General features: G+C 71.2%; 21 protein-coding genes and 1 tRNA gene. 14 read left to right on the forward strand and 8 right to left on the reverse strand.

Annotated features, from left to right (window positions below; all coding sequences use genetic code 11):
• Positions 1-123: 123 nt before the first annotated feature.
• Entirely contained in the window at positions 124-3117 is a 2994-nt protein-coding gene (locus IGS69_RS16935; protein WP_190900672.1) for a glycine--tRNA ligase, read from the forward strand.
• A gap of 78 nt (positions 3118-3195) precedes the next feature.
• On the opposite strand, the gene IGS69_RS16940 is transcribed toward IGS69_RS16935, so the two are convergent.
• On the reverse strand, positions 3196-3660 hold the full coding sequence (locus tag IGS69_RS16940) for an ATP-binding protein (RefSeq protein ID WP_190900674.1): 465 nt from the start codon (positions 3658-3660) through the stop codon (positions 3196-3198).
• 244 nt (positions 3661-3904) lie between these two features.
• Here IGS69_RS16940 and IGS69_RS16945 point away from each other — a divergent pair, with 244 nt between their 5' ends.
• The 9 genes from IGS69_RS16945 (at position 3905) to IGS69_RS16985 (ending at position 13858) form a co-directional block, all read left to right on the forward strand.
• A complete protein-coding gene (locus IGS69_RS16945; RefSeq protein WP_190900676.1) occupies positions 3905-4726 on the forward strand; it encodes a hypothetical protein in 822 nt (273 codons plus the stop codon).
• 165 nt (positions 4727-4891) lie between these two features.
• On the forward strand, positions 4892-5635 hold the full coding sequence (locus IGS69_RS16950) for a YcnI family copper-binding membrane protein (protein WP_190900678.1): 744 nt from the start codon (positions 4892-4894) through the stop codon (positions 5633-5635).
• Between the two features lie 89 nt (positions 5636-5724).
• Entirely contained in the window at positions 5725-6378 is a 654-nt protein-coding gene (locus IGS69_RS16955; protein ID WP_190900680.1) for an SCO family protein, read from the forward strand.
• Positions 6375-6854 carry a copper chaperone PCu(A)C gene (locus IGS69_RS16960; RefSeq protein WP_190900682.1) on the forward strand — a complete coding sequence of 160 codons (480 nt, stop codon included), beginning with the start codon at positions 6375-6377 and terminating at the stop codon, positions 6852-6854. The genes IGS69_RS16955 and IGS69_RS16960 overlap by 4 nt, the downstream gene beginning before the upstream one ends.
• A 13-nt stretch (positions 6855-6867) precedes the next feature.
• Positions 6868-8934, forward strand: a complete 2067-nt coding sequence (locus IGS69_RS16965) for a copper resistance CopC/CopD family protein (protein WP_190900684.1) — start codon at positions 6868-6870, stop codon at positions 8932-8934.
• Between the two features lie 6 nt (positions 8935-8940).
• On the forward strand, positions 8941-10230 hold the full coding sequence (gene efeB, locus IGS69_RS16970; RefSeq protein WP_190900686.1) for an iron uptake transporter deferrochelatase/peroxidase subunit: 1290 nt from the start codon (positions 8941-8943) through the stop codon (positions 10228-10230).
• Between the two features lie 62 nt (positions 10231-10292).
• Positions 10293-11225, forward strand: a complete 933-nt coding sequence (gene pheA / locus IGS69_RS16975; protein ID WP_190900688.1) for a prephenate dehydratase — start codon at positions 10293-10295, stop codon at positions 11223-11225.
• 540 nt (positions 11226-11765) lie between these two features.
• On the forward strand, positions 11766-13043 hold the full coding sequence (gene serS / locus IGS69_RS16980) for a serine--tRNA ligase (RefSeq protein WP_190900690.1): 1278 nt from the start codon (positions 11766-11768) through the stop codon (positions 13041-13043).
• Positions 13040-13858, forward strand: a complete 819-nt coding sequence (locus IGS69_RS16985) for an HAD family hydrolase (RefSeq protein WP_190900692.1) — start codon at positions 13040-13042, stop codon at positions 13856-13858. Before serS ends, IGS69_RS16985 begins: the two co-directional genes overlap by 4 nt.
• A gap of 93 nt (positions 13859-13951) precedes the next feature.
• On the opposite strand, the gene IGS69_RS16990 is transcribed toward IGS69_RS16985, so the two are convergent.
• The 6 genes from IGS69_RS16990 to IGS69_RS17015 all read right to left on the reverse strand — a co-directional run bounded on the left by IGS69_RS16990 (position 13952) and on the right by IGS69_RS17015 (position 18201).
• Positions 13952-14038, reverse strand: a tRNA-Ser gene (locus tag IGS69_RS16990).
• A 322-nt stretch (positions 14039-14360) separates the two neighbouring features.
• Positions 14361-14588: an SGM_3592 family protein gene (locus IGS69_RS16995; RefSeq protein ID WP_190900694.1), complete on the reverse strand. Its 228-nt coding sequence runs from the start codon at positions 14586-14588 to the stop codon at positions 14361-14363.
• 100 nt (positions 14589-14688) lie between these two features.
• Complete coding sequence (locus IGS69_RS17000) at positions 14689-15408, reverse strand: ABC transporter permease (RefSeq protein WP_190900696.1); 720 nt, start codon at positions 15406-15408, stop codon at positions 14689-14691.
• 9 nt (positions 15409-15417) lie between these two features.
• The gene (locus tag IGS69_RS17005) at positions 15418-16329 is read right to left on the reverse strand and encodes an ABC transporter ATP-binding protein (protein ID WP_190900698.1); all 912 of its coding nucleotides are present in this window, start codon (positions 16327-16329) and stop codon (positions 15418-15420) included.
• A complete protein-coding gene (locus IGS69_RS17010) occupies positions 16326-17243 on the reverse strand; it encodes an ABC transporter permease (protein ID WP_190900700.1) in 918 nt (305 codons plus the stop codon). The genes IGS69_RS17005 and IGS69_RS17010 overlap by 4 nt, the downstream gene beginning before the upstream one ends.
• Positions 17233-18201: an ABC transporter ATP-binding protein gene (locus IGS69_RS17015; protein ID WP_189590592.1), complete on the reverse strand. Its 969-nt coding sequence runs from the start codon at positions 18199-18201 to the stop codon at positions 17233-17235. The genes IGS69_RS17010 and IGS69_RS17015 overlap by 11 nt, the downstream gene beginning before the upstream one ends.
• A 180-nt stretch (positions 18202-18381) precedes the next feature.
• Here IGS69_RS17015 and IGS69_RS17020 point away from each other — a divergent pair, with 180 nt between their 5' ends.
• The 4 genes from IGS69_RS17020 to IGS69_RS17035 all read left to right on the forward strand — a co-directional run bounded on the left by IGS69_RS17020 (position 18382) and on the right by IGS69_RS17035 (position 22850).
• On the forward strand, positions 18382-20139 hold the full coding sequence (locus IGS69_RS17020) for an SDR family oxidoreductase (protein ID WP_190900702.1): 1758 nt from the start codon (positions 18382-18384) through the stop codon (positions 20137-20139).
• A 139-nt stretch (positions 20140-20278) separates the two neighbouring features.
• Entirely contained in the window at positions 20279-20827 is a 549-nt protein-coding gene (locus tag IGS69_RS17025; RefSeq protein WP_190900704.1) for an RNA 2'-phosphotransferase, read from the forward strand.
• 109 nt (positions 20828-20936) lie between these two features.
• On the forward strand, positions 20937-21839 hold the full coding sequence (locus IGS69_RS17030) for an LLM class flavin-dependent oxidoreductase (protein WP_190900707.1): 903 nt from the start codon (positions 20937-20939) through the stop codon (positions 21837-21839).
• 123 nt (positions 21840-21962) lie between these two features.
• Positions 21963-22850: a Cof-type HAD-IIB family hydrolase gene (locus tag IGS69_RS17035; RefSeq protein ID WP_190900709.1), complete on the forward strand. Its 888-nt coding sequence runs from the start codon at positions 21963-21965 to the stop codon at positions 22848-22850.
• A gap of 18 nt (positions 22851-22868) precedes the next feature.
• On the opposite strand, the gene IGS69_RS17040 is transcribed toward IGS69_RS17035, so the two are convergent.
• On the reverse strand, positions 22869-23942 hold the full coding sequence (locus tag IGS69_RS17040) for a M23 family metallopeptidase (protein ID WP_190900710.1): 1074 nt from the start codon (positions 23940-23942) through the stop codon (positions 22869-22871).
• Positions 23943-24131: the final 189 nt, after the last annotated feature.

Genomic DNA, 24131 nt, shown 5'->3' on the forward strand with positions numbered 1-24131 from the left:
CACCTACTGGCCCTTCCCTCACACGTCCAACCGGTCGGTCAAGAAACAGCAGGTCAGCGGTAGTTGACGTATGAGATCATGGCCGACCTTGCCGGTCCGACTCGGGGAACAGGCGCGATCATCATGAAGAACGTATCGACGGCGCTGACCATGCAGGACGCCATCCTCACCCTCCAGAAGTACTGGAGCGACAACGGCTGCATGATCACGCAGCCGCTGAACACCGAGGTCGGAGCCGGTACGGCCAACCCGGCCACGGCGCTGCGGGTGCTCGGTCCCGAGCCGTGGAGCGTCGCCTACGTGGAGCCCAGCGTGCGGCCGGACGACTCGCGCTACGGCGAGAACCCCAACCGGCTCCAGACCCACACCCAGTTCCAGGTGATCCTCAAGCCCGACCCGGGCAACCCGCAGGAGCTCTACCTGGGCAGCCTGCGCGCCCTGGGCGTCGACCTGAACGCGCACGACGTGCGGTTCGTCGAGGACAACTGGGCCTCGCCCGCCCTCGGCGCCTGGGGGCTGGGCTGGGAGGTCTGGCTGGACGGCATGGAGATCACCCAGTTCACCTACTTCCAGCAGGTCGGCGGCGTCGCCCTGGACCCGGTGTCGGTGGAGATCACATACGGTCTCGAACGCATCCTGATGAACCTTCAGGGCGTGTCCCACTTCAAGGACATCGCCTACGCGCCGGGCATCACCTACGGCGAGGTGTTCGGGCAGAACGAGTACGAGATGAGCCGCTACTACCTCGACGACGCCGACATCGACACCAACCACCGGCTGTTCGAGTCGTACGCGGCCGAGGCCCGGCGCCTGCTGGACCTGGAGCTGCCGGTCCCGGCGTACACCTACGTGCTCAAGTGCAGCCACACCTTCAACGTGCTCGACGCGCGCGGTGCGATCAGCACCACCGAGCGGGCCAAGGCGTTCTCGCTGATGCGCGGCCTGACCCACGAGACGGCCAAACTGTGGGAGCGGCGGCGGGCCGCGCTGGAGCATCCCCTCGGGCGGGCGGCGGCGCCCGCTCCGGCCGAGCGGGCCGTGCTGCCCAAGGTGCCCGGCGTCGAGACGCTGCTCTTCGAGATCGGCGTGGAGGAACTGCCCTACGCCGACGTCCCCGCGACCACCGAGGCGGTGCGCGAGTCGGTCACCGCCAAGCTCGCCGCGACCCGGCTGGGGCACGGCGCGATCAACGTGCTGGCCACCCCGCGCCGGATCGTGATCACCGTCGACGGTGTGCAGCCGCGCGAGCGGGACACCATGAAGACCGTGCGCGGGCCCAAGGTCGCCGCCGCCTTCAAGGACGGCGCTCCCACGCCCGCGTTGCTGGGCTTCGCCCGCAGCCAGGGCGCCGAACCGACGGACGTGCGGATCGTCGAGGTCAAGGGCGTCGAGTACGTGGCCCTGACCCGGCACGAGGAGGGCCGCCCGGCGGTCGAGGTGCTCAGCGATCTGCTGGCCGAGGTCGTCTCCGGGCTGCGGGCCGGACGCAACATGCGCTGGAGCGACCCGGGGCTGTCGTTCTCGCGCCCCGTGCGCTGGCTGCTCGCGCTGCTGGGCCGTACTCCCCTGCCCGTCGTGGTCTCCTCGCTGTCGGCCGGCGACACCACGCGGGTGCAGCGGCAGGCCCCCTACCCGGAGGTCCGGGTGACCTCCGCCGAGGGCTACCCGCACTTCCTGCACATGCATGGCATCCTGCTCGACCGGGACGCCCGGCGCGGCGCGGTCGTGCGCGGGGCCCTGGAGGCCGCCGCCGAGGTGGGCGGGCGCATCGACGTCGAGGGCCAGGCCGGGCTGATCGACGAGATCACCGACATCCTGGAGTTCCCCTACGCCGTGCGGGGGTCGTTCGACGAGCGCTACCTCGAACTGCCCGCGAGCGTGCTGACCACCGTGATGCGCAAGCACCAGCGCTATCTGCCGGTGCTGGACGGCGAGCGGCTCATGCCGCACTTCGTGACCTTCGCCAACGCCCTGTGCGACGACGACGTGGTGCGGGCGGGCAACGAGGCGGTGCTGCGGGCCCGTTACGAGGACGCCGCGTTCTTCTGGCGGGCCGACCTCAAGGTGGCGCCGGAGGAGTTCCGGCGGCGGCTGGACAAGCTGACCTTCGAGGACCGGCTGGGCACGGTCGCCGACCGTGCCGTCCGGCTCGCCTCCCTCGCCCAGGACCTGGCCGGACGGGCCGGGCTCCCGGAGGAGTCGGTGGAGGTCGTACGGCGGGCCGGCGCGCTGGCCAAGTTCGACCTGGCCTCGCAGATGGTGATCGAGTTCTCCGGGCTGGCCGGGGTCATGGCCGAGGAGTACGCCAGCCGGGCCGGCGAGTCCCCGGAGGTCGCCCGGGCACTGGCCGAGATGGAGCTGCCCCGGTCCGCCGGAGGCGCCCTGCCCGCCGGTGACGCGGGGGCCGTGCTGTCCCTCGCCGACCGGTTCGACCTGGTGACGGGCATGTTCCTGATCGGCGCCGCACCCACCGGAAGCTCCGACCCGTACGGGGTGCGCCGGGCCGCGATCGGGCTGCTCAACGTGCTGCGGAGCCTGCCCGCCGTGGCCGGGGTGCGGGTGAGCGAGGGGCTGCGCGCGGCGGCCGTACGGTATGCCGCACAGGGCGTCGAGGTACCCGCCGAGCGGGTCGCCGAGGCCGCCGAGCTGATCACCCGGCGCTATGAGCAGCAGCTCACGGACGCCGGGCACGAGCACCGGCTCGTCCAGGCGGTCCTGGTCTGGGCCGACCGGCCCGCCCATGGCGATCGCACGCTGGCCACGCTGGAGCGCCATGTCGGAAGCGAGGCGTTCGAGGCGCTCGCCGCCGCGTTCCAGCGGGTGGTGCGCATCCTGCCCGAGGGCGGTGTCGAGGCGGCGGACACGTCACTGCTGACCGCCCCCGCCGAACTGAGTCTCGCCGAGAGCGCACAGGCCGTACGCCAGGCGTTGCAGGGCCGCGAGGACGATCTCGGCGCGCTGATCGAGGTCTCCGCCCCGCTGGTCGACGCGATCGGCGTGTTCTTCGACGAGGTGCTGGTGATGGACCCCGACCCGGCGGTCCGCGCGGCACGGCTGGCGCTGCTGACGGAGGTGGCGGGGCTGGCGCGTACGACGCTGGACTGGGACGCGCTGTAAGGGCGCCGGTCCGGTCACGGGCGGTGTTTCACGTGAAACACGTGAAACACGTGAAACACCGCCCCGTCGTCGGGAGGGTCAGACCGCCATCAGCGGTGCGCCGGACCGCCACTTCAGGACCTTGTCGAAGCTCACCACGGCTCCACCCCGGCCCGGCTTGTTGCCGATGTGGACATGGTCGGCGAGCTCCTCGATGAGGCACAGCCCCCTGCCGTTCTCCGCGTCGGAGTGAGCGGGGCGGATCGGCGGGCGGGACCGGCCTGCGGGCGCCGCGGGGAAACCCGGGCCTGCGTCGGCGACCTCGATCCGGCACTTCTCGCCGTCGAGGTAGGCGGTGACCCGGTACGCCTCCGAGCCGGGGCCGCGCCCGGTGTCCCCGCCGTGCTCCACGGCGTTCGCGCACGCCTCGCTGAGGGCGACGGAGAGGTCGTAGGAGATGTCCGGGTCGACGCCCGCGGTCTCCATCGTGCCGATCAGCAGGCGGCGGGCGAGCGGCACGCTCGCAGCTTCGCGCCGCAGATGGAGTGACCACCAGATGCTCATGCTCCAGCCTCCTGGCTGCGGCTCGACATACCGATACGTATTGCCCTCCGTGCCCATGTGTAAGCGTGAAGTTGACGTGACGCCGCCCATACGGCGGATGCGTGCTGGTCCTGATCGGTGTATGTGAGGGCAGACTTCGGCGCATCCGGGGGCACGCGGTGCCAGAGCGTGACGTTCCGGTCGTATGGCATCTTGTGGACCTGCCGCACGGGGCATGCGGGGCCAGTGCGATGATGAGCCCGCCATGACTGCCCCCCACGCGCGCGCGACGCGCTCCGGACACACGCTCCGGATCCTGCGGGCCGCGGTGTTCGCCGCGGTCTGTGTCGTGCTGGCCGGGGCAGGTCACGCAGTCGCCTCCTGCGACGGCATCCCGCTGTGGACGCTGGGCGCCGGGTTCTTCGGGGTCGCCGCCGTGGCCGCTCCGCTGGCCGGGCGCGTGCGCTCGCTGGTCGGGATCACGGCACTGCTCGCGGCCGGTCAGACGGTGCTGCACACCCTGTTCGGCCTCGGCCAGCACGGTACGGCCGCCGTCACGTCCTCGGTGCCCGCGGGCGGGAGCGACGCCGCACTGATCCAGCAGGCCGCGCGATTCGCGTGCGGCACCACGGCGGCGGCGATCAGCCCGGTGCAAGCGCAGAAGATCCTCACCGACGCCCGGATCCAGCCGCCCACCCGGGCCCACACGCATCTGGCCGCGGACGCCGTCCCCGGCTCCGCCGCCTCGCTGTGGCCGTCCCTGCCGATGCTGCTCGGACACGTCCTCGCGGCGCTCGCCGCCGGCTGGCTGCTGCGCCACGGCGACCTGGCGCTGCTGCGGCTCACCGAACTGTCGGCGCAGGGAGTCACCGAGGGAGCGCTCATGCGCTCCCTGCGGGCCGCTCTCGCGCTGGTACGCGCCCTGCGCGCCGGGCTTCCGGGAGCCCCGGAGGCCCACCCGCGCCCGGCGCACACCGCCCGGCCCGCGCCCCCGATGCCGCGCACCACGGCACTCCAGCACTCGGTCATCCGTCGCGGCCCGCCGGCCTCCCCGGCTTCCGCAGCCGCACTCGCCCTCGCCGCCTGACGCGACGCGACCACCACCACTTCCGCCCCTCGGATGCCCGGGACTCCTTGCCGGAGCCCTGGATTCCTGGATCCCGCGGAGGAGGGGCCGCCGTCGTGCGGCACGCGCGTGGGCGCGCATCCCTCCTTCCTCATCCAGACCGACTCACAGCGGAGTGCTCCTTTCATGAAGGCTTCCCGAATCGTCGCGGCCGGTGCCGCCGCCGGTGTCACCGTTCTCGCCCTGTCCGCCCCCGCCTTCGCGCACGTCTCCGTGCAGCCCGAGGGCACGGCTGCCAAGGGCGGCTACGCGGTCATCGACTTCAAGGTCCCCAACGAGCGCGACGACGCCTCCACCACCAAGCTCGAGGTCAACTTCCCCACCGACCACCCGCTGGCCTCCGTCATGCCGGAGCCGATGCCGGGCTGGAAGATCGAGGTCACCAAGTCCAAGCTGGACAAGCCGCTGGAGATGCACGGCGAGAAGATCACCGAGGCCGTCAGCAAGGTCACCTGGACCGCCGACGGCAAGGGGATCGAGCCCGGCTACTTCGAGAAGTTCCCGCTCTCGGTCGGCCAGCTCCCCGAGGACACCGACCAGCTGGCCTTCAAGGCCCTGCAGACGTACTCCAACAAGGAGGTCGTCCGCTGGATCGAGGTGCCGGAGAAGGGCAAGGAGGAGCCCGACAACCCGGCCCCGGTGCTGGAGCTGTCCGCCGCCTCCGAGGACGGGCACCACGGCGCTGCGTCCGATGACGACTCCGACGCCAAGTCGGCCGAGAAGGCCTCCACCCACACCGCCGCCGACGACTCCGCCTCCTCCGACGGCACCGACACCACCGCCCGCGTGCTGGGCATCGTCGGCATCGTGGTCGGCGCCGCCGGCGTCGCCTACGGCGTGCTCGCCGGGCGCCGGCGGTCCAACGCCTGACGCCGCTTCCGTTGACGGCGCGCACCGGATCCCCGCCCCCTGCGGGGATCCGGTGCGCGCCGGGTCACCGACATCTGGGACATTTTTCTATGCGCACCAAGACCTTCGCCGCGGCCGCACTCCTCGCCGCCGCCTCCCTCACCCTGACCGCATGCGGCAGCGGCGACGACAGCGACAAGCCCGTCACCGTGGTGTCGGAGGAGGCCGGTTCCGACAAGGCCGCCACCGTCCTCGACAAGCCGTTCGAGAAGCCGGACCTGGTCCTCACCGACACGCAGGGCAAGAAGTACGACCTCCGCAAGGAGACCGCGGGCAAGCCCACGCTGATCTACTTCGGCTACACCCACTGCCCCGACGTGTGCCCGCTGACGATGAACAACATCGCCGTCGCCAAGAAGCAGCTGCCCAAGGCCGAACAGGACGAGCTGCGCGTGGTGTTCGTCACCACCGACCCCAAGCGCGACACCTCGGCCGGGCTGGGCAAGTGGCTCAAGGGCATCGACACCGAGTTCGTCGGTCTCACCGGCGACTTCGCGACCATCCAGGCCGGCGCCCGCACCCTCGGCATCTCCATCGAGCCGACGCGGAAGGACAAGAACGGCAAGCTCATCTCCGAGCACGGCACCCAGGTCATCGCCTTCTCCCCGAAGACCGACGGCGGCTACGTGCTCTACGGCGAGAACGCCAAGGTCGACGACTACACCAAGGACCTCCCCAAGATCATCAAGGGGGAGAACCCGTGAGGCGGCGGCTCGGCCCGGCGGCCCTGGCCATAGCCGGAGCGCTGGCCCTGGCGGGCTGCGGCGGCTCCGACTCGGCCGACTCCGGCGACAACGGCTCCGGGAAGGCGGAACTGTCCGCCGGTTCCGCCTACATGCCGCAACCGGTGTCCGGCGACATGGCGGCCGGCTTCCTCACCGTCACCAACAAGGGCGCTGCCCCCGACGAGCTGACCTCGGTCACCAGTGACATCGCCCGGCAGGTCACCGTGCACGAGACCGTCGACGGGGCGATGCAGGAGGTCAAGAGCCTCAAGATCCCCGCGGGCGGCCGGCTGGAGCTGAAGAGCGGCGGCGACCACCTGATGTTCGAACAGCTGAAGAGCAAGCCGAAGGAAGGTCAGACGGTCTCCGTCGAGCTGCACTTCGCCCACTCCGGACCCGTGAAGGTCGAGATGCCGGTGAAGCCGGCGACCTACACCCCGAAGACCGGACATTGAGGGAGGGACCCCTGTGACGCAGACCATCGCCCCCCGCGTCCGGACACTGGTGCTGCTGCTCCTGGCCGCGGCCTGCGCACTCCTCACCGGAGCCGGCCCGGCCTCCGCGCACGCCGCGGTGACCGGCAGCGACCCCGGGCAGGGGGCGGTGGTCGACAAGGCCCCGGCCCGGATCACGCTCACCTTCTCCGAACCGGTCGCACTGTCCGACGACTCGCTGCGCGTCCTCGACCCCGAGGGCAAGCGCGTCGACACGGCCGAACCGGCCACCGTCAGCGGCACGACGTACGCCGTGCCCCTGCACTCGGGCCTGCCCGACGGCACGTACACGGTGGCCTACCAGGTCGTCTCGGCGGACAGCCATCCCGTCGCCGGCGCCTACACCTTCTCCATCGGCGCCCCCTCCAAGACATCCGTGTCGGTCTCCGGGCAGTCGACCGACGACGGCGTCGTGGGATGGCTGTACGGCTTCGGACGGTATGTGTCGTACGCCGGGTTCATCGTGATGGCCGGCGGCGCCGCCTTCGTGCTGGCCTGCTGGCGGCGCGGTTCCGGGGTGCGGCCGGTGCAGCGGTTCGTCGTCTCCGGGTGGGTCGCACTCACCGCTTCGACGCTCGCCCTGCTGCTTCTGCGCGGCTCCTTCACCGGCTCCGGGAAGGTCGCCGACATCTTCGACCTGTCCCTGCTCGGGCAGGTGCTGCAGACCAAGAGCGGTGCGGCCCTGGTGTCCCGGCTGCTGCTGCTCGCCGCGGCGGCCCTCTTCATCGCCGTGCTGTTCGGCGCGTACGCCCGCCCGTCTCCCACCACCACCCTGACCGACGGCGCTTCGCGCCGACAGCCTGATTCAAGCGAGGACGCCGAGCAGAAGCGGGACCTGACCTTCGGGCTCTCGATCGGCGGCGTCGTGGTGGCGGCCGGGCTCGCGGCGAGCTGGGCGATGTCGGAGCACGCCTCGGTCGGCCTCCAGGCGGGCATCGCCATGCCGGTCGACGTGCTGCACCTGCTGGCCGTCGCCGCCTGGCTCGGCGGGCTGGGCGCGCTGCTGGTCGCCCTGTACCGCGCGCCCGCCGACACGCCCGTCGACGCACCGGCCGTACGCCGCTTCTCCCAGGTCGCCTTCGGCAGCGTCCTCGCCCTGATCGCGACCGGGACGTACCAGTCCTGGCGCCAGCTCGGCTCCTGGTCGGCCTTCACCGACACCCGCTACGGGCAGCTCCTCCTGGCCAAGATCGCCCTAGTGGTCGTCCTGGTCGGCGTCGCGTGGATCTCGCGCCGCTGGACCGGGCGGCTGGCACAGACGGTGCCGGTCGATGCATCGGCGGTACGGGAGAAGGCGCGCGTCGGGGCGGGGGCTGACGGCGCCGGGGAAGCCGCTGCCGTCGGCGACAGGGACGCCCGTGCGGAGAACGAGAGCGGCCTCGACACCGACGAGCAGCCCGGCACCGAGTCCGCCGGGCCCGCCGAACCCGCCGAGCCTGCCGAGCCCGCCGACTCCGAACGCGCCGCGCAGCTCGCCCGGCAGCAGGCCGCCCGGGACGCGGCCCAGCAGAGGCGGATGCGCGACGCGGACCCCAACCGCTTCGGGCTGCGCCGCTCCGTGCTGGCCGAGGCCGGTATCGCGGTCGTGCTGCTCGCCGTGACCACCGTCCTGACGCAGACCGAGCCGGGACGCACCGAGCAGGAGGCCAAGGCGGCCACCGCGGCCTCCGCGTCCTCCTCCGCCGACGAGGGCGCGTCCGGGGCGCTGACCCTGAACATGCCGTTCGACACCGGCGGCGAGGACGGCAAGGGCATCGTCACCATCGACGTCGACCCCGCCCGCGTGGGCGGCAACGAGATGCACGTCTACGTGGAACGCCCCAACGGCCAAGCCTTCGACATCCCTGAGGTGAAGGTCGAGTTCACCCTCAAAGCCAAGGACATCGGGCCCCTGCCCGTCGTCCCCGACCACATCGCCACCGGACACTGGTCGGCGATCGGAGTGCAGATCCCCATGGCCGGGGACTGGCAGGTCGACGTGACCGTGCGGACCTCCGACATCGACGAGGTGACCGTCTCCAAGAACGCGCAGATCGGCTGAACGACCATGCCTGACCAGTCCCTTCCGAAGACCCGCACCCCCGAGGCCGGCACGGCGCAGAGCGAAGCGGCCCCCGCCCACGAGGGCCTCTCACGGCGGCGGCTGCTCGGCACCGCGGGTGCCACCGGGCTCGTCCTCGGCACGGCGGGTGCCGCCGTGGGCTACGCCACCGCCCCCTCCGAGGCGGCCGCTCCGCTCACCTCGCTCGGCACGGACCGGGCGATGTTTCACGGGAAACATCAGCCCGGCATCACCGACGGCCTCCAGGCACGCGGCCATCTGGTGGCCTTCGACCTGACGGCGGGCTCCGGCCGCAAGGAAGCCGCGGCCCTGCTCCGCCGCTGGTCGGAGACGGCCCGGCGGCTGATGGCAGGCGAGCCGGGCAGCCACGACGACACCGACGTGGCCCGTGACGCGGGCCCGTCGTCGTTGACGATCACCTTCGGCTTCGGCCACAGCTTCTTCGCCCGGACGGGTCTGGAGAAGCAGCGCCCAATCGCCCTGGACCCGCTGCCCGAGTTCTCCTCCGACCACCTCGACAAGAACCGCAGCAACGGCGATCTCTGGGTGCAGATCGGCGCCAACGACGCCCTGGTCGCCTTCCACGCCCTGCGCGCGATCCAGAAGGACGCGGGCCGGGCGGCCAGGGTCCGCTGGCAGATGAACGGCTTCAACCGCTCCCCGGGCGCCACCGCCCACCCCATGACGGCCCGCAACCTCATGGGCCAGATCGACGGCACCCGCAACCCGAAGCCGGGCGAAACCGACTTCGACCAGCGCATCTTCGTCCCCGCTAAGGCCGAACCGGCCTGGATGGCGAACGGCTCCTACGCCGTCGTACGCCGCATCCGCATGCTCCTCGACGACTGGGAGCAGCTCTCCGTCAAGGCGCAGGAGGACGTGATCGGACGCCGCAAGTCCGACGGGGCGGCCCTGTCCGGGGGCACGGAGACGACCGCCATGGACCTGGAGAAGACGGACGCCCAGGGCAACCTGGTCGTTCCGATCAACGCCCACGCGCGCATCACCCGGCCCGACCAGAACGGCGGCGCGGCCATGCTCCGCCGCCCGTTCTCCTTCCACGACGGCATCGACACCGACGGTGTGCCCGACGCCGGCCTGCTCTTCATCTGCTGGCAGGCCGATCCCCTGCGCGGATTCGTGCCGGTGCAGCGCAAGCTCGACCGCGGTGACGCGCTGTCGCAGTTCATCCGCCATGAGTCGAGCGGGCTGTTCGCGGTGCCCGGCGGGGCGGCGGAGGGCGAGTACGTGGGGCAGAAGTTGCTGGAGGGGTGAGAGTTCACCCCTGTACGGGCTTGTGGGGGATAGCGCTTCCGCGGGCCCATTAGGGTGAGGTCATGCCAGCGAGCTATGCGTATCTCGGTCCTGAGGGCACGTTCACCGAAGTCGCCCTGCGCACGCTTCCCGAGGCCGCCACCCGGGAGCTGATCCCGTACGTGTCGGTCCAGTCCGCGCTCGACGCGGTACGCGCCGGCGAGGCCGAGGCCGCGTTCGTGCCGATCGAGAACTCCGTCGAGGGCGGCATCACCACCACCCTGGACGAGCTGGTCGCCGGCGCGCCGCTGATGATCTACCGCGAGGTGCTGCTGTCGATCACCTTCGCGCTGCTGGTCCGCCCGGGCACGAAGCTGTCGGACATCAAGACCGTCTCGGCCCACCCGGCCGCGCAGCCGCAGGTGCGCAACTGGCTGAAGAAGCACCTCCCGGACGCCCACTGGGAGTCCGCCGCCTCGAACGCGGACGCCGCCCGCCTGGTCCAGGAGGGCCAGTACGACGCGGCCTTCGCGGGTGAGTTCGCGGCCGCCCGCTACGGCCTGGAGGCCCTGGAGACCGGGATCCACGACGCGGAGAACGCCCAGACGCGGTTCGTGCTGGTGGGCCGTCCGGCCCGGCCCGCCGCGCCGACCGGCGCGGACAAGACCTCGATCGTGCTGTGGCAGCGCGACGACCACCCCGGCGGCCTGCGCGACCTGCTCGGCGAGTTCGCCACCCGCGGCATCAACCTGATGCTGCTCCAGTCCCGGCCGACCGGCGCGGGCATCGGCAACTACTGCTTCTGCATCGACGCCGAGGGCCACATCTCCGACCGCCGCATGGCCGACGCCCTGATGGGTCTGAAGCGGATCTGCCTCCAGGTGCGCTACCTCGGCTCCTACCCGCGCGCGGACCTGCGGCCCGAGGATGTGCAACCGCCGCGCCTGGGGACCTCCGACGAGGAGTTCGCGGGGGCGGCGGACTGGGTCGCGCGATGCCAGGACGGGCGTTTCTGACCGGCTTCCGAGCCTGTTCCCGGACCGGTCGTACCTGCTGATAGTCGTTATCCACAGAAGTTATCCACAGGTCCGCTTCTCGACCTGGGGACAAGTCGACAACGAAGCGTGAGTCAGTCGACAAATCGCCCTACAGGCCCCTGATGCACCCATCACCGGGCAGGTCACCCTTCGTCCACCGTTTCCCCTTCCGTAACTCTTCGGGGTGACCTTTTTCCATCGAAAGTGAGGGTAGATCGGGTTTGCGAAGGGAATTCATGAGGTGGTCGAGGCGTCCGGAGTGATCAATTCCGAAGTCCACAGATCTTGCACACAGCCTGTGGATAACTCTTCCCGGGGTGTGGATCCCTGTGGACAACTCAACCCCAAGTCCCGTCTCCCGCAAGGGATTCGAGTCAAGGCGGCGCCCGCCGGATGCCTCGTTCCGGGGAGAGGCGTCTTCTTTATTGACACTGTGCGCAATTCGCCCATAACGGTACGTAAGTAGCCATCGGAATAGTGAGTCGTGGACGGTCACCCCGCACCGGTAGCCTTGGGCGCGTGATTGACCTTCGCCTGCTCCGTGAGGACCCCGACCGTGTGCGCGCGTCGCAGCGCGCCCGTGGAGAGGACGTCGCGCTCGTCGACGCCCTCCTGTCTGCCGACGAGAGGCGCAGGTCGTCCGGCGTCCGCTACGACGAGCTGCGCGCCGAGCAGAAGGCGCTCGGCAAGCTCATCCCCAAGGCGACCGGCGAGGAGAAGTCCGAGCTGCTGAAGAAGGCGGGCCAGCTCGCCGCCGACGTCAAGGCGGCCGACGCCGAGCGCGACGCCGCCGCGACCGAGACTCAGGAGCTGCTCCAGAGGCTCGGCAACCTCGTCCACCCGGACGTGCCCGTGGGCGGCGAGGAGGACTTCGTCACCCTCGAGACGCACGGCACGATCCGCGACTTCGCCGCCGAGGGCTTCGAGCCCAAGGACCACCTGGCGCTCGGCCAGATCCTCGGCGCGATCGACGTCGAGCGGGCCGCCAAGGTTTCCGGCTCGCGCTTCTACTTCCTCACGGGCGTGGGCGCCCTCCTGGAGCTCGCCCTGGTGAACGCGGCGATGGCGCAGGCCACCGCGGTCGGCTTCACCCCGATGCTGACCCCCGCTCTGGTGCGCCCGCAGGCGATGGCAGGCACCGGCTTCCTCGGCCAGGCGGCCCAGGACGTCTACCGCATCGCCGAGGACGACCTCTACCTGGTCGGCACGTCCGAGGTGCCGCTCGCCGCGTACCACATGGACGAGATTCTCGACGCCGACCGCCTGCCCCTGCGCTACGCGGGCTTCTCGCCCTGCTTCCGCCGCGAGGCCGGCTCGCACGGCAAGGACACGCGGGGCATCTTCCGCGTGCACCAGTTCGACAAGGTCGAGATGTTCTCCTACGTCGCTCCCGAGGACGCGCAGGCCGAGCACCAGCGCCTGCTGGAGTGGGAGAAGCAGTGGCTGACCTCGCTGGAGCTGCCGTACCGCGTGATCGATGTGGCGAGCGCCGACCTGGGCGCCTCGGCCGCCCGCAAGTTCGACTGCGAGGCGTGGATCCCGACCCAGGGCAAGTACCGCGAGCTGACCTCGACCTCGGACTGTGGCGAGTTCCAGTCCCGCCGCCTGTCGATCCGCGTCCGTGACGGCAAGCAGGTCAGGCCGCTGGCCACGCTGAACGGCACGCTGTGCGCCGTTCCCCGCACGATCGTGGCGATCCTGGAGAACCACCAGCAGGCCGACGGTTCGGTGCGCGTGCCCGAGGTGCTGCGTCCGTACCTGGGCGGCCGGGAGGTCCTGGAGCCGGTGGCCAAGTGAACGACACGGCTTCCCACGGAGGCTTCCCGTACCGGCTCGTCGCCACCGATCTCGACGGGACGCTGCTGCGCTCCGACGACACGGTGTCGCAGCGCACCCGTGACGCACTCGCCGCGGCCACCGCGGCGGGCGCCGCGCACATCGTCGTCACCGGCCGCGCCGTCCCGTGGACCCGGCACATCCTCGACGACCTCGACTACCAGGGCCTGGCCGTCTGCGGCCAGGGCGCGCAGGTCTACGACGCCGGCGCGCACCGCCTGCTGACGTCGGTGACGCTGGACCGGCAGCTGGCCGGGGTGGCGCTGGCCAAGATCGAGGCGGAGGTGGGTCCGCTGTACCTGGCGGCGAGCCGAGACGGCCTCCACGGCGAGGTGCTGGTCGGTCCGGGCTACGCGGTCCAGGGCACTCTGCCAGCCACGCCCTTCACGGACGCGTCGGACCTGTGGACCGCGCCCCTGAACAAGCTGTACATCCAGCACCCGACCCTGTCGGACGACGAGCTGTGCGAGGCGGCCACGCGGACCGCCGGCGGTTTCGTCACGGTCACGATGGCGGGCGAGGGCATTGTCGAGCTTCTCCCCCTGGGTCTGTCCAAGGCGACGGGCCTGTCCCTGGCGGCCCGCCGGCTCGGGATGAAGGCAGCCGACACGATCGCCTTCGGAGACATGCCCAACGACATACCGATGTTCGCCTGGGCCTCCTACGGCGTCGCCATGGCGGACGCCCACGAGGAACTGAAGGCGGTGGCCGACGAGGTGACGTCCTCCCACGACGAGGACGGCATCGCGGTGGTGCTGGAGCGGTTGCTGGGCTGAGCGCCGGGCCGTCGCCCGGTGGGACGTGGGGCGGCTCGCCCGATGCTGTGCTGAGCCCAGGGCCGGTCGCGCCCGGCGTCGGGTGGTGCTCGGCGGAGGATGCACGGATCGAACGTGCGCGGGCCTTTCGACCCGACCGCGGTTTAGCAAACCGGTGCCTTACCACTCGGCCAATCCTCCGGGTGGGCGGCCCACGCGATGTGCGATTCGCGTGCTCGAAGCGGCCGCCCCGGGCAGCTCCCCGTGTGGGGCGGGTTCGACGGAGGGGTGGTGGCTACTCCGGATCCCGCCGCGGGCTGCCCTGAAGGGAGCTGGACGTACTGCCGTGCATGGACATCGTCCCGCTCCTCTCCCAAAACGTGGCGCCGGGCTCTCCGCCCGGCGGTGACGACAACCACTGTGCCTGCCAGGCGAATTGGACGCCACTGATTAAATCGGCGCCCGGATCGCCGCGGCGCGGCCGGCTACTTCCTGCGCCACCGGCTACTTCCTGCGCCACCGGCTACTTCCTGCGCCACCTGCGCCGCCGGACCTTGCTGAAGAACCAGCCCGCCGGCGGCTCGTCGGAGCGCCAGGGCTGCGGCTCGGGCTCCTCGCGGCGCCACTTCGCGGCGAGCATCCGGGCACGGGCGGACGGTTCGGAGGTCCCGGCGGAGCGTATGAAGTCCTCGTCCAGTACGACCCCGTCGAGGTCGTCCCGGGTCTCGTCCTGAGCTCTCTCGTCCGCCATCCCCGTCCTCCCAGCCGTCCAACTCCCGTGTGGTTCTCCGACATTCCGTTCGCCCAGTGTGCCCTGACCGAGGTGAAGTCTCCGTCAGGGCCGGGGCACGTCACTCCTCGCCGGCGAGGGTGAGGGAGCGCAGCTTCTGTCCGGCGAACCAGGTGGCCAGCACCGTGACGGCCAGCAGCAGCACCGTCGCCGTGGTCAGACCCACGTCCGAGGAGACCAGGTCCCCTCCGGACACCTTCTGGGCCACCGCCAGCGACCACTGCTGGACGCTCAGCGTGCGCGCACCGGGCACCAGGGAGCCGAACAGGGCCTCCCAGACCAGCGCGTAGACGAGACCGAACACCACCGCGTGCCGGGACACCGTGCCGAGCAGCAGGAACAGGGCCGCGTAGGCGATGGACGCGACCAGTGCGGCCACCGTGTAGGCGACGGCGACCTGCTGGCCGTTGCCGTTCAGGATGAAGCCGGCGAGGAGCGTCGGCACCGCGGAGAACACCATGGTCACCGCGATCGCGACGATCAGCTTGGTGAAGATGATCGTCGGCCGCTTGATCGGCTTCGACAGCAGGTACACCACCGAGCCGTCGTCGATCTCCGGCCCGATCGCGCCGGTTCCGGCGATGACACCGATGATCGGCACCATCGTGGCGAGGGCGAGGCCGCCCAGCAGGTCGGCCGCGGTCTGGTCGTCCGCCCCGGCCAGGCCGCGCACCGCCACGGCGATCACGATCAGCAGCATCGGCAGGGCGCCGAGGATGAGGGCCCGGCGACGGCCGAGCAGGGCCCGGTACGTGAGCCGGGCGACTGTGGGGTCGTACATCAGGGCCTCCTACGCCGCGACGAGGTACGAGAAGACGGACTCGAGGGACTCGTCGGACGGCGAGACCGTGAGCAGCCGGATGCCGTGGTCCCTGGCCACCCGCGGCAGCAGGGCCGTGAACCGGCCGAAGTCGACGGCCTGGATGCGCAGCGCGCCCTCGGCGAGGTCGACCTCGATGCCGGACGTCGACGGGTCGGCGATCAGCGCGGCCGCGAGGGCGCGGTCGTCGCTGGAACGCACCAGGTAGCGGTGCGGCCGGTCGGTCATCAGGCGGCGGATCTTGCGGAAGTCACCGCTGGCGGCGTGCCGGCCGGCGACGACGACCTCGATGTGCCAGGCGAGTTGCTCGACCTCTTCGAGGATGTGGGACGAGAACAGCACCGTGCGGCCCTCGTCGCCCATGCGGCGCAGCAGGTCCATCAGCTGCATGCGCTGGCGCGGGTCCATGCCGTTGAAGGGCTCGTCGAGCAGCAGCAGCGACGGGTCGTGCACGAGCGCGGAGGCCATCTTCACGCGCTGGCGCATGCCCTTGGAGTACGTCTGGATCTTGCGGTCCTGCGCGTACTCCATCTCGACCGTGGCCAGGGCCTTCTGTGCCGCCTTGGCGCCGAGGCCGTGCAGTTCGGCGTTGGCGAGGACGAACTCCTTGCCGGTGAGGAAGTCGTACATCGCCTCCCGCTCGGGGACGACGCCGATCTGCTTGTAGATCTGCTCGTTGCGCCACACGGCCTGGCCGTCGAGGGTGACCGAGCCGGTGGAGGGGGCCAGGAAGCCGCCCATCATGTTGATGAGGGTGGACTTCCCGGCGCCGTTGGGGCCGAGCAGGCCCGTGACGCCGGGGCCGATGGTCATGGTGATGTCGTTGACGGCGACCACGTTGCCGAACCAGCGGGAGACGTGGTCGATGTTGAGCGTGGTCACAGTCCCACCTTCTTGTAGCGGCGCATCAGGAGGCCGTAGCTCGCCGCGATCAGGCCCAGGGCGACGACGACGTAGACGACGCCCTCGGCGGTGCTCGGGCCCACCCCGCTGGGGGAGGCGGACGTCGCGCCCAGGAACGCGGACTGCACACCGTCGATGATCGTGATCGGCGAGAACAGGCCGATCCATGGCACGGCCTCGCCGCTGCCCTGTGCGTCGGCGATGGCCTGGAGGGTGGAGACCGCGCCGTAGGTGATGGTCAGCACCGCGATCACGGCCGCGATGCCGAAGCCGCGGCGCGGGGTGAAGGATGCGATGACGAGGCCGATGCCGGCGAAGAGCAGTGAGAGCAGTGCCACCGAGACGAGCCCCTGTGCGAATCCCTTGGTCTGGTCGGCGAAGTCGAGCTTGGCCAGCAGCGCGCCCACGTAGAGCAGGAGCAGGGGGCCGGCGGTGAGGATGAAGAGTGCCGAGGCCAGCGCCGCGAACTTGGCGCGGACGTAGTCGGCGGTCTCGATGGGCCGCGAGAAGTACAGCGGCACCGTCTTGAAGCGCAGGTCGCGCGAGACGGACTGGGGTGCCTGCGAGGCGACGTAGAGGCTGATGACCGCCTGCATGATGATCGCGTAGCGCGTGTAGTCGACGGGCAGGGCGTTGGCCTTGGTGGCGACCGCGACGGCGACCATGATGGCCGCGGGCACGCACATCACCACGAAGAGCAGCATCGGCAGCACCTTGGACTTCACCGAGCGGCCGAGGCCGTAGGAGCCGCGCAAGGACTGCGAGTACAGGGAGCGGCGGGCGTAGGCGCGGCCGAGGCGGGGGCCGTCGTAGTCGCGGTACCCGATGTTGTGGATGCGGGTCTGGTCGCCCGGTGCCGGGGCGGCTGTTCCCGTGGAGTGCTCAACCGCCATGGCCGACCGCCTCCTTCCGCTGCTCGCGCTCGTCGGTGCTGGTGAAGACCTCGGAGATGTGGTGCCGGCGCTGCTCCATGCGCACCAGGCCGAGTCCGAGGTCCGCGATCACGTCCCGGACCACGTCGTACGTCTCCTCGCCCTGCGCGGTGAGCAGCAGGACGTGGCCGGCGCCCGGCAGGCCGCTGCCGTCCTCGACGCTCACCCCGCGCGCGTGCAGCGCCTCGCGGACCGCGCGGGTGCCGTCCGGGTGTTCGTCGGTGTCGGTGACCTCGATGGCGAGGGTGGTGGTGATCTGCGTGAAGTCCGTGGTGGAGCTGGAGCGCAGGAGCTTGCCGCCGTCGATGACGACGACGTGGTCGCAGGTGCGCTCCAGTTCGCCCAGCAGATGGGAGGTGACCAGGACCGAGATGCCGAAGTCGGTGTGGATCCGGCGGATGAGGCCGAGCATCTCGTCGCGGCCGACCGGGTCGAGGCCGTTGGTCGGCTCGTCCAGGAGGACCAGCTGAGGGTCGTGGACCAGGGCCTGCGCGAGCTTGACGCGCTGCTTCATGCCGGTCGAGTAGCCGCCGATGGGGCGGTAGCGCTCCTCGTACAGCCCGACGTGGCGCAGGGTGTCGGCCGTGCGCTCGCGCGCTGCCGTGGGCGGCAGGCCGGACATGCGCGCCATGTGGACGACGAACTCGGTGGCCGAGACGTCCGGCGGCAGGCAGTCGTGCTCGGGCATGTAGCCGACCCGCTCGCGGATGGCGCCGCCCTTGGTGGCGACGTCGAGGCCGAGCACTTCGGCGCGGCCCTCGGTGGCGGGGGACAGACCCAGCAGGATCTTGATCAGTGTGGACTTGCCGGCTCCGTTGGCTCCGACGAGTCCGGTCACACCGGGTCCGACGTCCACGGAGAGCCGGTCAAGCGCGGTCACCCGGGGGAACCGCTTGCTCAGGCTTTCGGTCGCGATCACAGTCACCCTTCGAAGGTAGGGGCCGTGCGCGTGGCGGTCATCACTCCGCAGAGCTGTCTTGGGATCAGCCCTGAGTATTACGGGCCCCTAGGGGAGCTGGTTCTCGGGAGTTACCACGCCGGGTGGGGGCCGGGGCAGCGCCCTATTGACGAAGTCTCTAACAACTGCCAGATTCGCCGGATGACGTTGCTGACGGGCGCGCGGGAGCGCAGGGTGCGGACCGGCGAAGTCGAGCTGTGCGTGGCCGAGATGGGGGATCCCGGGCGGCCCACGGTAGTCCTGGTCCACGGCTACCCCGACAGCAAGGAGGTGTGGTCCGAGGTCGCCGAGCGGCTCGCCGACCGCTTCCACGTGGTGGCGTACGACGTCCGCGGCCACGGCCGGTCGACGGCCCCGCGGCCGTTGCGGGGCGGGTTCACGCTGGAGAAGCTGACGGACGACTTCCTGGCCGTGGCGGACGCGGTCAGCCCGGACGCGCCGGTGCACCTGGTCGGGCACGACTGGGGTTCGGTGCAGGCCTGGGAGTTCACTACCGTCCGGCGCACCGAAGGGCGCATCGCCTCTTTCACCTCGATGTCCGGGCCGTCCCTCGACCACTTCGGCCACTGGATCGGCAAGCGGGTGCAGCGGCCCACCCCGCGGCGCATCGGGCAGCTCCTCGGGCAGGGCGCCCGGTCCTGGTACGTCTATCTGCTGCACACACCCGTCCTGCCCGAGCTGGCCTGGCGCGGCCCGCTCGGCAAGCGCTGGCCGCGGATGCTGGAGCGCCTCGAGAAGGTGCCCCGGGGCGACTACCCCACCGCCTCCCTGCCCTCGGACGCGGCCCACGGGGCCTGGCTGTACCGGGACAACGTCCGGCCCCGGCTGCGCGGGCCGCGCCCGGACGCGCACGCCCACGCGCCCGTGCAGATCATCACGCCCCTGGAGGACCGGTTCCTCTCGGAGCGGCTCCACGACGAACTGGAGCAGTGGGTTCCGCAGTTGACCCGCAGGACGATCCAGGCGGGGCACTGGATCCCACGGACCCGCCCGGACCGGCTGGCCTCCTGGATCGAGGAGTTCGTGACGTCCGTCGAGAGCGGGCGGTCCCCGCGGGCGGCGAACGGGGAGCACGCGGAGCGGTTCGGCGGGCAGCTCGTGCTGGTCACCGGGGCGGGCAGCGGCATCGGGCGGGCGACGGCGCTCGCGTTCGCCGAGGCCGGCGCGCGGGTGGTGGCCGTCGACCGGAACGCGGAGGCCGCGGCCCGCACCGCCGAGTCGTCACGCCTGCTGGGCGCCCCCGACGCCTGGGCGGAGACGGCCGACGTCTCCGACGAACAGGCCATGGAGAAGCTCGCCGACAAGGTCACCACGGAGTACGGAGTGGTGGACGTCCTGGTGAACAACGCCGGGATCGGGCTGTCCGGGTCGTTCTTCGACACCACACCGGAGGACTGGAAGAAGGTCCTCGACGTCAACCTGTGGGGTGTCATCCACGGCTGCCGGCTCTTCGGCGGGCGGATGGCCGAGCGCGGGCAGGGCGGTCACATCGTCAACGTGGCGTCGGCCGCGGCGTACCAGCCGTCCCGTGCGCTGCCCGCGTACAGCACGTCCAAGGCTGCCGTGCTGATGCTCAGCGAGTGCCTGCGGGCGGAGCTCGCCGGGCAGGGGATCGGCGTGACGGCGGTCTGCCCGGGCATCGTGAACACCGCCATCACGTCGACGGCGCGTTTCGCGGGGGTCGACGCCCTGGAGGAGAAGCGGCTGCAGAAGCGCGCTTCCCGCCTGTACGGGCTGCGGAACTATCCGCCGGAGAAGGTCGCCCGCGCGATCCTGAGGGCCGTGACCCGCGACGAGGCGGTGGTGCCGGTGACTCCGGAGGCGCGGGGTGCGCGCTGGCTGTCGCGGTGGACGCCGGGGGCTCTGCGGGGCCTCGCCCGGGTGAAGCCGCCGGTCTGAGGGCCCAAAGCCCTTGTGGCGAGGGCCAGTTGTCCACAGAGACGCCAATTCCCCTGTGGATAACCGCACTTGGTTGTGGATCAAACCTCGGGAGCGAAACTCGATCGCGTGATTCCCGACCCTCACGCACTCTGGTGGGATGGACGAGAGACGCACCGTGAAGGTGTCGAAGTACCTGTCGAAACATCTGCGCCACCAGCCGGAACGCATCGGGCTCACACTCGACGAGGCCGGCTGGGTCGAGATCGACACATTGATCGCCGCGGCCACCGCCCACGGCTTCCGGTTCACCCGCGACGAACTGGACCACGTCGTCGCCACCAACGACAAGCGGCGTTTCGCCGTCGAAGGCACCCGGATCCGCGCCAGCCAGGGCCACAGCGTGGAGGTCGACCTCGGGCTGGCGCCGGCCACCCCACCCGCCCGTCTCTACCACGGCACCGTCGACCGCAGCCTGGACGCCATCCGGGCCCAGGGGCTCCGGCCGATGAACCGGCATGCCGTGCACCTCTCGCCCGACCGGGAGACCGCGACCCGGGTCGGCGCCCGCCGGGGCCGGCCGGTCGTGCTGACGGTGGACGCGGGCGCCATGCACCGCGACGGCCACGCCTTCCATGTGAGCGCGAACGGGGTGTGGCTGACCGACGCCGTCCCGGCTCGCTATCTGCGCTTCCCCGAACCGCACTGACCCACCGCATCCGGCCGACCGCGCACTGTGTCCGCGTTCACCCGGCGCGCCTGGTGACTGTTTCACGTGAAACACGGGCCACCATCGGCACTCCCTTACGCTCGATGCCATGAGTCTGCGTCTGAGTACCGTGATCCTCCCGTACCGCCGCTGGCACGAAGGCGGCCGTTCGGCCTGGACACGTGCCGAGCAGCTCGGCTTCCACACCGCGTACACCTACGACCACCTGTCCTGGCGCACCTTCCGGGACGGCCCGTGGTTCGGCGCCGTACCGACCCTCACGGCCGCCGCGAGCGTCACCGAGCGGCTGCGACTCGGCACCCTGGTGACCTCGCCGAACTTCCGGCATCCCGTGACCCTCGCCAAGGAACTGATCTCCCTCGACGACATCTCCGGCGGGCGGGTCACGCTGGGCATAGGCGCAGGCGGCTCGGGCTTCGACGCCACCGCGCTGGGCCAGGAGCCGTGGACGCCGCGCGAGCGCGCCGACCGCTTCGCCGAGTTCGTCCCGCTGCTCGACCGGCTGCTCAGCGAGGACGCCGTGTCCTACGAGGGCGACTTCTACTCCGCCCACGAGGCGCGGAACATCCCCGGCTGTGTGCAGCGCCCCAGGCTGCCGTTCGCGGTGGCCGCCACCGGGCCGCGCGGAATGCGGCTCGCCGCCCGGTTCGGGCAGGCGTGGGTGACCACCGGCGACCCCAAGCTGTACGAGAGTGGCACGTCTGAACAGTCGATTCAGGCCATTCGCGGGCAGGCTGAGCGGCTCGACGACATCTGCGCCGAGGTCGGCCGGGACATGACCGATCTCGACCGGGTCCTGCTCACCGGATTCACGCCGGACCGTGTCGCCCCGCTCCAGTCCCTGAACGCGTTCGTGGACTTCGCCGGGCGGCACGCGGAGCTGGGCTTCACGGAGATCGTGGTTCACTGGCCGATCCCCGACTCGCCGTTCGCGGCCGACGAGAAGGTCTTCGAGCAGATCGCGATGGAGGCGCCGGCGCAGCTGCGCTGAGCGCGGAGGGATGTGCCGGGGGCCTCTGGCCAGGGGCTCCTGGTGAAGGGCAGCCGGTGCAGGGCTCCTGGTGAGGGCGGTATCCACTCACCTGTGCGGAGCCCTGCACGCCCGTGCAGGCATGTGCGGGACAATAGCCGGGTGACCTCAGCGACCCGACAGCCCGAGACCGCGGCCGAGACCCTCCCGCCGCGGCTGATCGCCACCGACCTCGACGGCACCCTGCTGCGCGACGACAAGTCGGTGTCGCCGCGCACGGTCGCCGCGCTGGCCGCCGCCGAGGAGGCGGGCGTGGAGGTCTTCTTCGTCACGGGCCGCCCGGCCCGCTGGATGGACGTCGTCAGCGACCACGTGCACGGCCACGGCCTGGCGATCTGCGGCAACGGCGCCGCCGTGGTCGACCTGCACGGCGGACCCGGCGCCCACCGGTTCGTGAAGGTGCGGGAACTGGCCCGGGAGAACGCCCTGGACGCCGTACGGCTGCTGCGCGACGCGGCGCCGGGCACGGTGTACGCGGTGGAGCAGACCTACGGCTTCTACCAGGAGCCGGCGTACCCGAAGCTCCACATGGAGACCCCGGACAGCCTCGCCCCGGCCGAGGAGCTGCTGGGCCCTGACCACCCGGCCGCCGCGGAGCCGGTGCTGAAGATCCTCGCCTACCACCCCGAGATCGAGCCCGACGCCTTCCTGACCCTGGCCCGCCTCGCCATCGGCGACCGCGCCAACGTCACCCGCTCCAGCCCCAGCGCCCTGCTCGAGATCAGCGGCCCCGGGGTGTCGAAGGCCAGCACCCTCGCCCTGTGCTGTGCCGAGCGCGGCATCTCGCACGAGCAGGTCGTGGCCTTCGGTGACATGCCGAACGACGTGGAGATGCTGACCTGGGCGGGCCGGTCGTACGCGATGGGCAACGCGCACCCGGACGTGATCGCCGCCGCCTCGGGCCGGACGGTCGCGAACAACGACGACGGGGTGGCCGTCGTGATCGAGCAGTTGCTGACGGAAGTGCCGTAGCCGCGGGCGCGGGGTGTCTCAGAGGGACACCCCGCGCGCCGACAGCCACGACACCGGGTTGACCGCCGAGCCCGACTCCGGTGTGACCCTGGCCTCGAAGTGCAGGTGTGGCCCTGTGGAGTTGCCCGTGGTGCCCGACTGGCCGATCCACTGCCCGGGGCTGACGCCCTCCCCCTGGTCGACCGCCACGGAAGCCAGATGGGCGTACTGCGTGTAGTAGCCGCCTGCGTGCTTGAGCACGATCTCCATGCCGAAGGGACCGCCGCAGGACACCTTCACGACCCGGCCCGCGCCCACCGCCCGCACCGGAGTGCCGATCGGTACCGCGAAGTCCTGCCCGGTGTGCCGGTTCGACCACCGCGCACCGCCACTGCCGTAGGACGCCGACAGCTCGTACGTCTCCACCGGCGCGACCCAGTCGCCGTCGGTGAAGCCCGTCACCGGCTGATCCAGCCGGACGGCCCCGCGGCACGCCCCGGCGGCGACCGCCGCGTCCGCCCGCCCCTGGAGCTCCGAGCGGGCCGTCTCCAGCTTCTGCTCGATGTCCGCCTTCAGAGCGGCGAGTTGGATGTTGCGCTTCTCCAGCACCTCCCACTGGGCCGCGGCCCTGGCCTCGTCCGCCGCGAGCCGCGCCTCGGCCCGCTTGTTCTTGGAGATCGCGTTGTTCACGGCGAGATCCGCCTGCGAGAAGGCGTGCTGACCTCGCATCAGGCCCTCGGGACTGTCGGCCAGGATCATGTGGGCGGCCACCGGCAGACCACCGCTGCTGCGGTACTGCGCCCGCGCGATCCGGCCCAGATCCTCGTGCAGGTCGGCGATGTGCCGCCGCTGCGCGTCCAGGAGGGCCTCCGCGCGCTGGGCTTCCGCCCGCTGCTCGTCGGCTTCCTTGCGGCCGGCCTCGTACTGCTGCGTCGCCACCGCGGCTTCCTCGTACAGCCGCATGACCTCGGCACTGAGGCCGGTGGCGGGGCCGCCGCCGGTGCCGGTGTCGCTCCCGGGGTCCTTGCCCGCCGCCGTCGGCCGGGCCGCGAGCACGGCCAGCGCACACAGCAAAACCGGAACGAGCAGCCGATGACGGCGATATGAGCGCATGTCAGCGATCGTCGCCCAGCACTGCCGACCCGGTCCTGTTCACGTCGTACGCCCGGGGGACCGGCTGCGCCGAACGGCCCAGTGCGCGCCGATGCCGGCAGTCGGCCGGGGATGCGGAGACCGAGGGCAGCCGAGGGTGCCGAGACCGAGGGCATCCGAAGTCGAGGCACCTGAGCCAAGACGCTGGGG

The sequence above is a fragment of the Streptomyces tuirus genome, from assembly GCF_014701095.1.
In the GTDB taxonomy this organism is placed as follows: domain Bacteria; phylum Actinomycetota; class Actinomycetes; order Streptomycetales; family Streptomycetaceae; genus Streptomyces; species Streptomyces tuirus.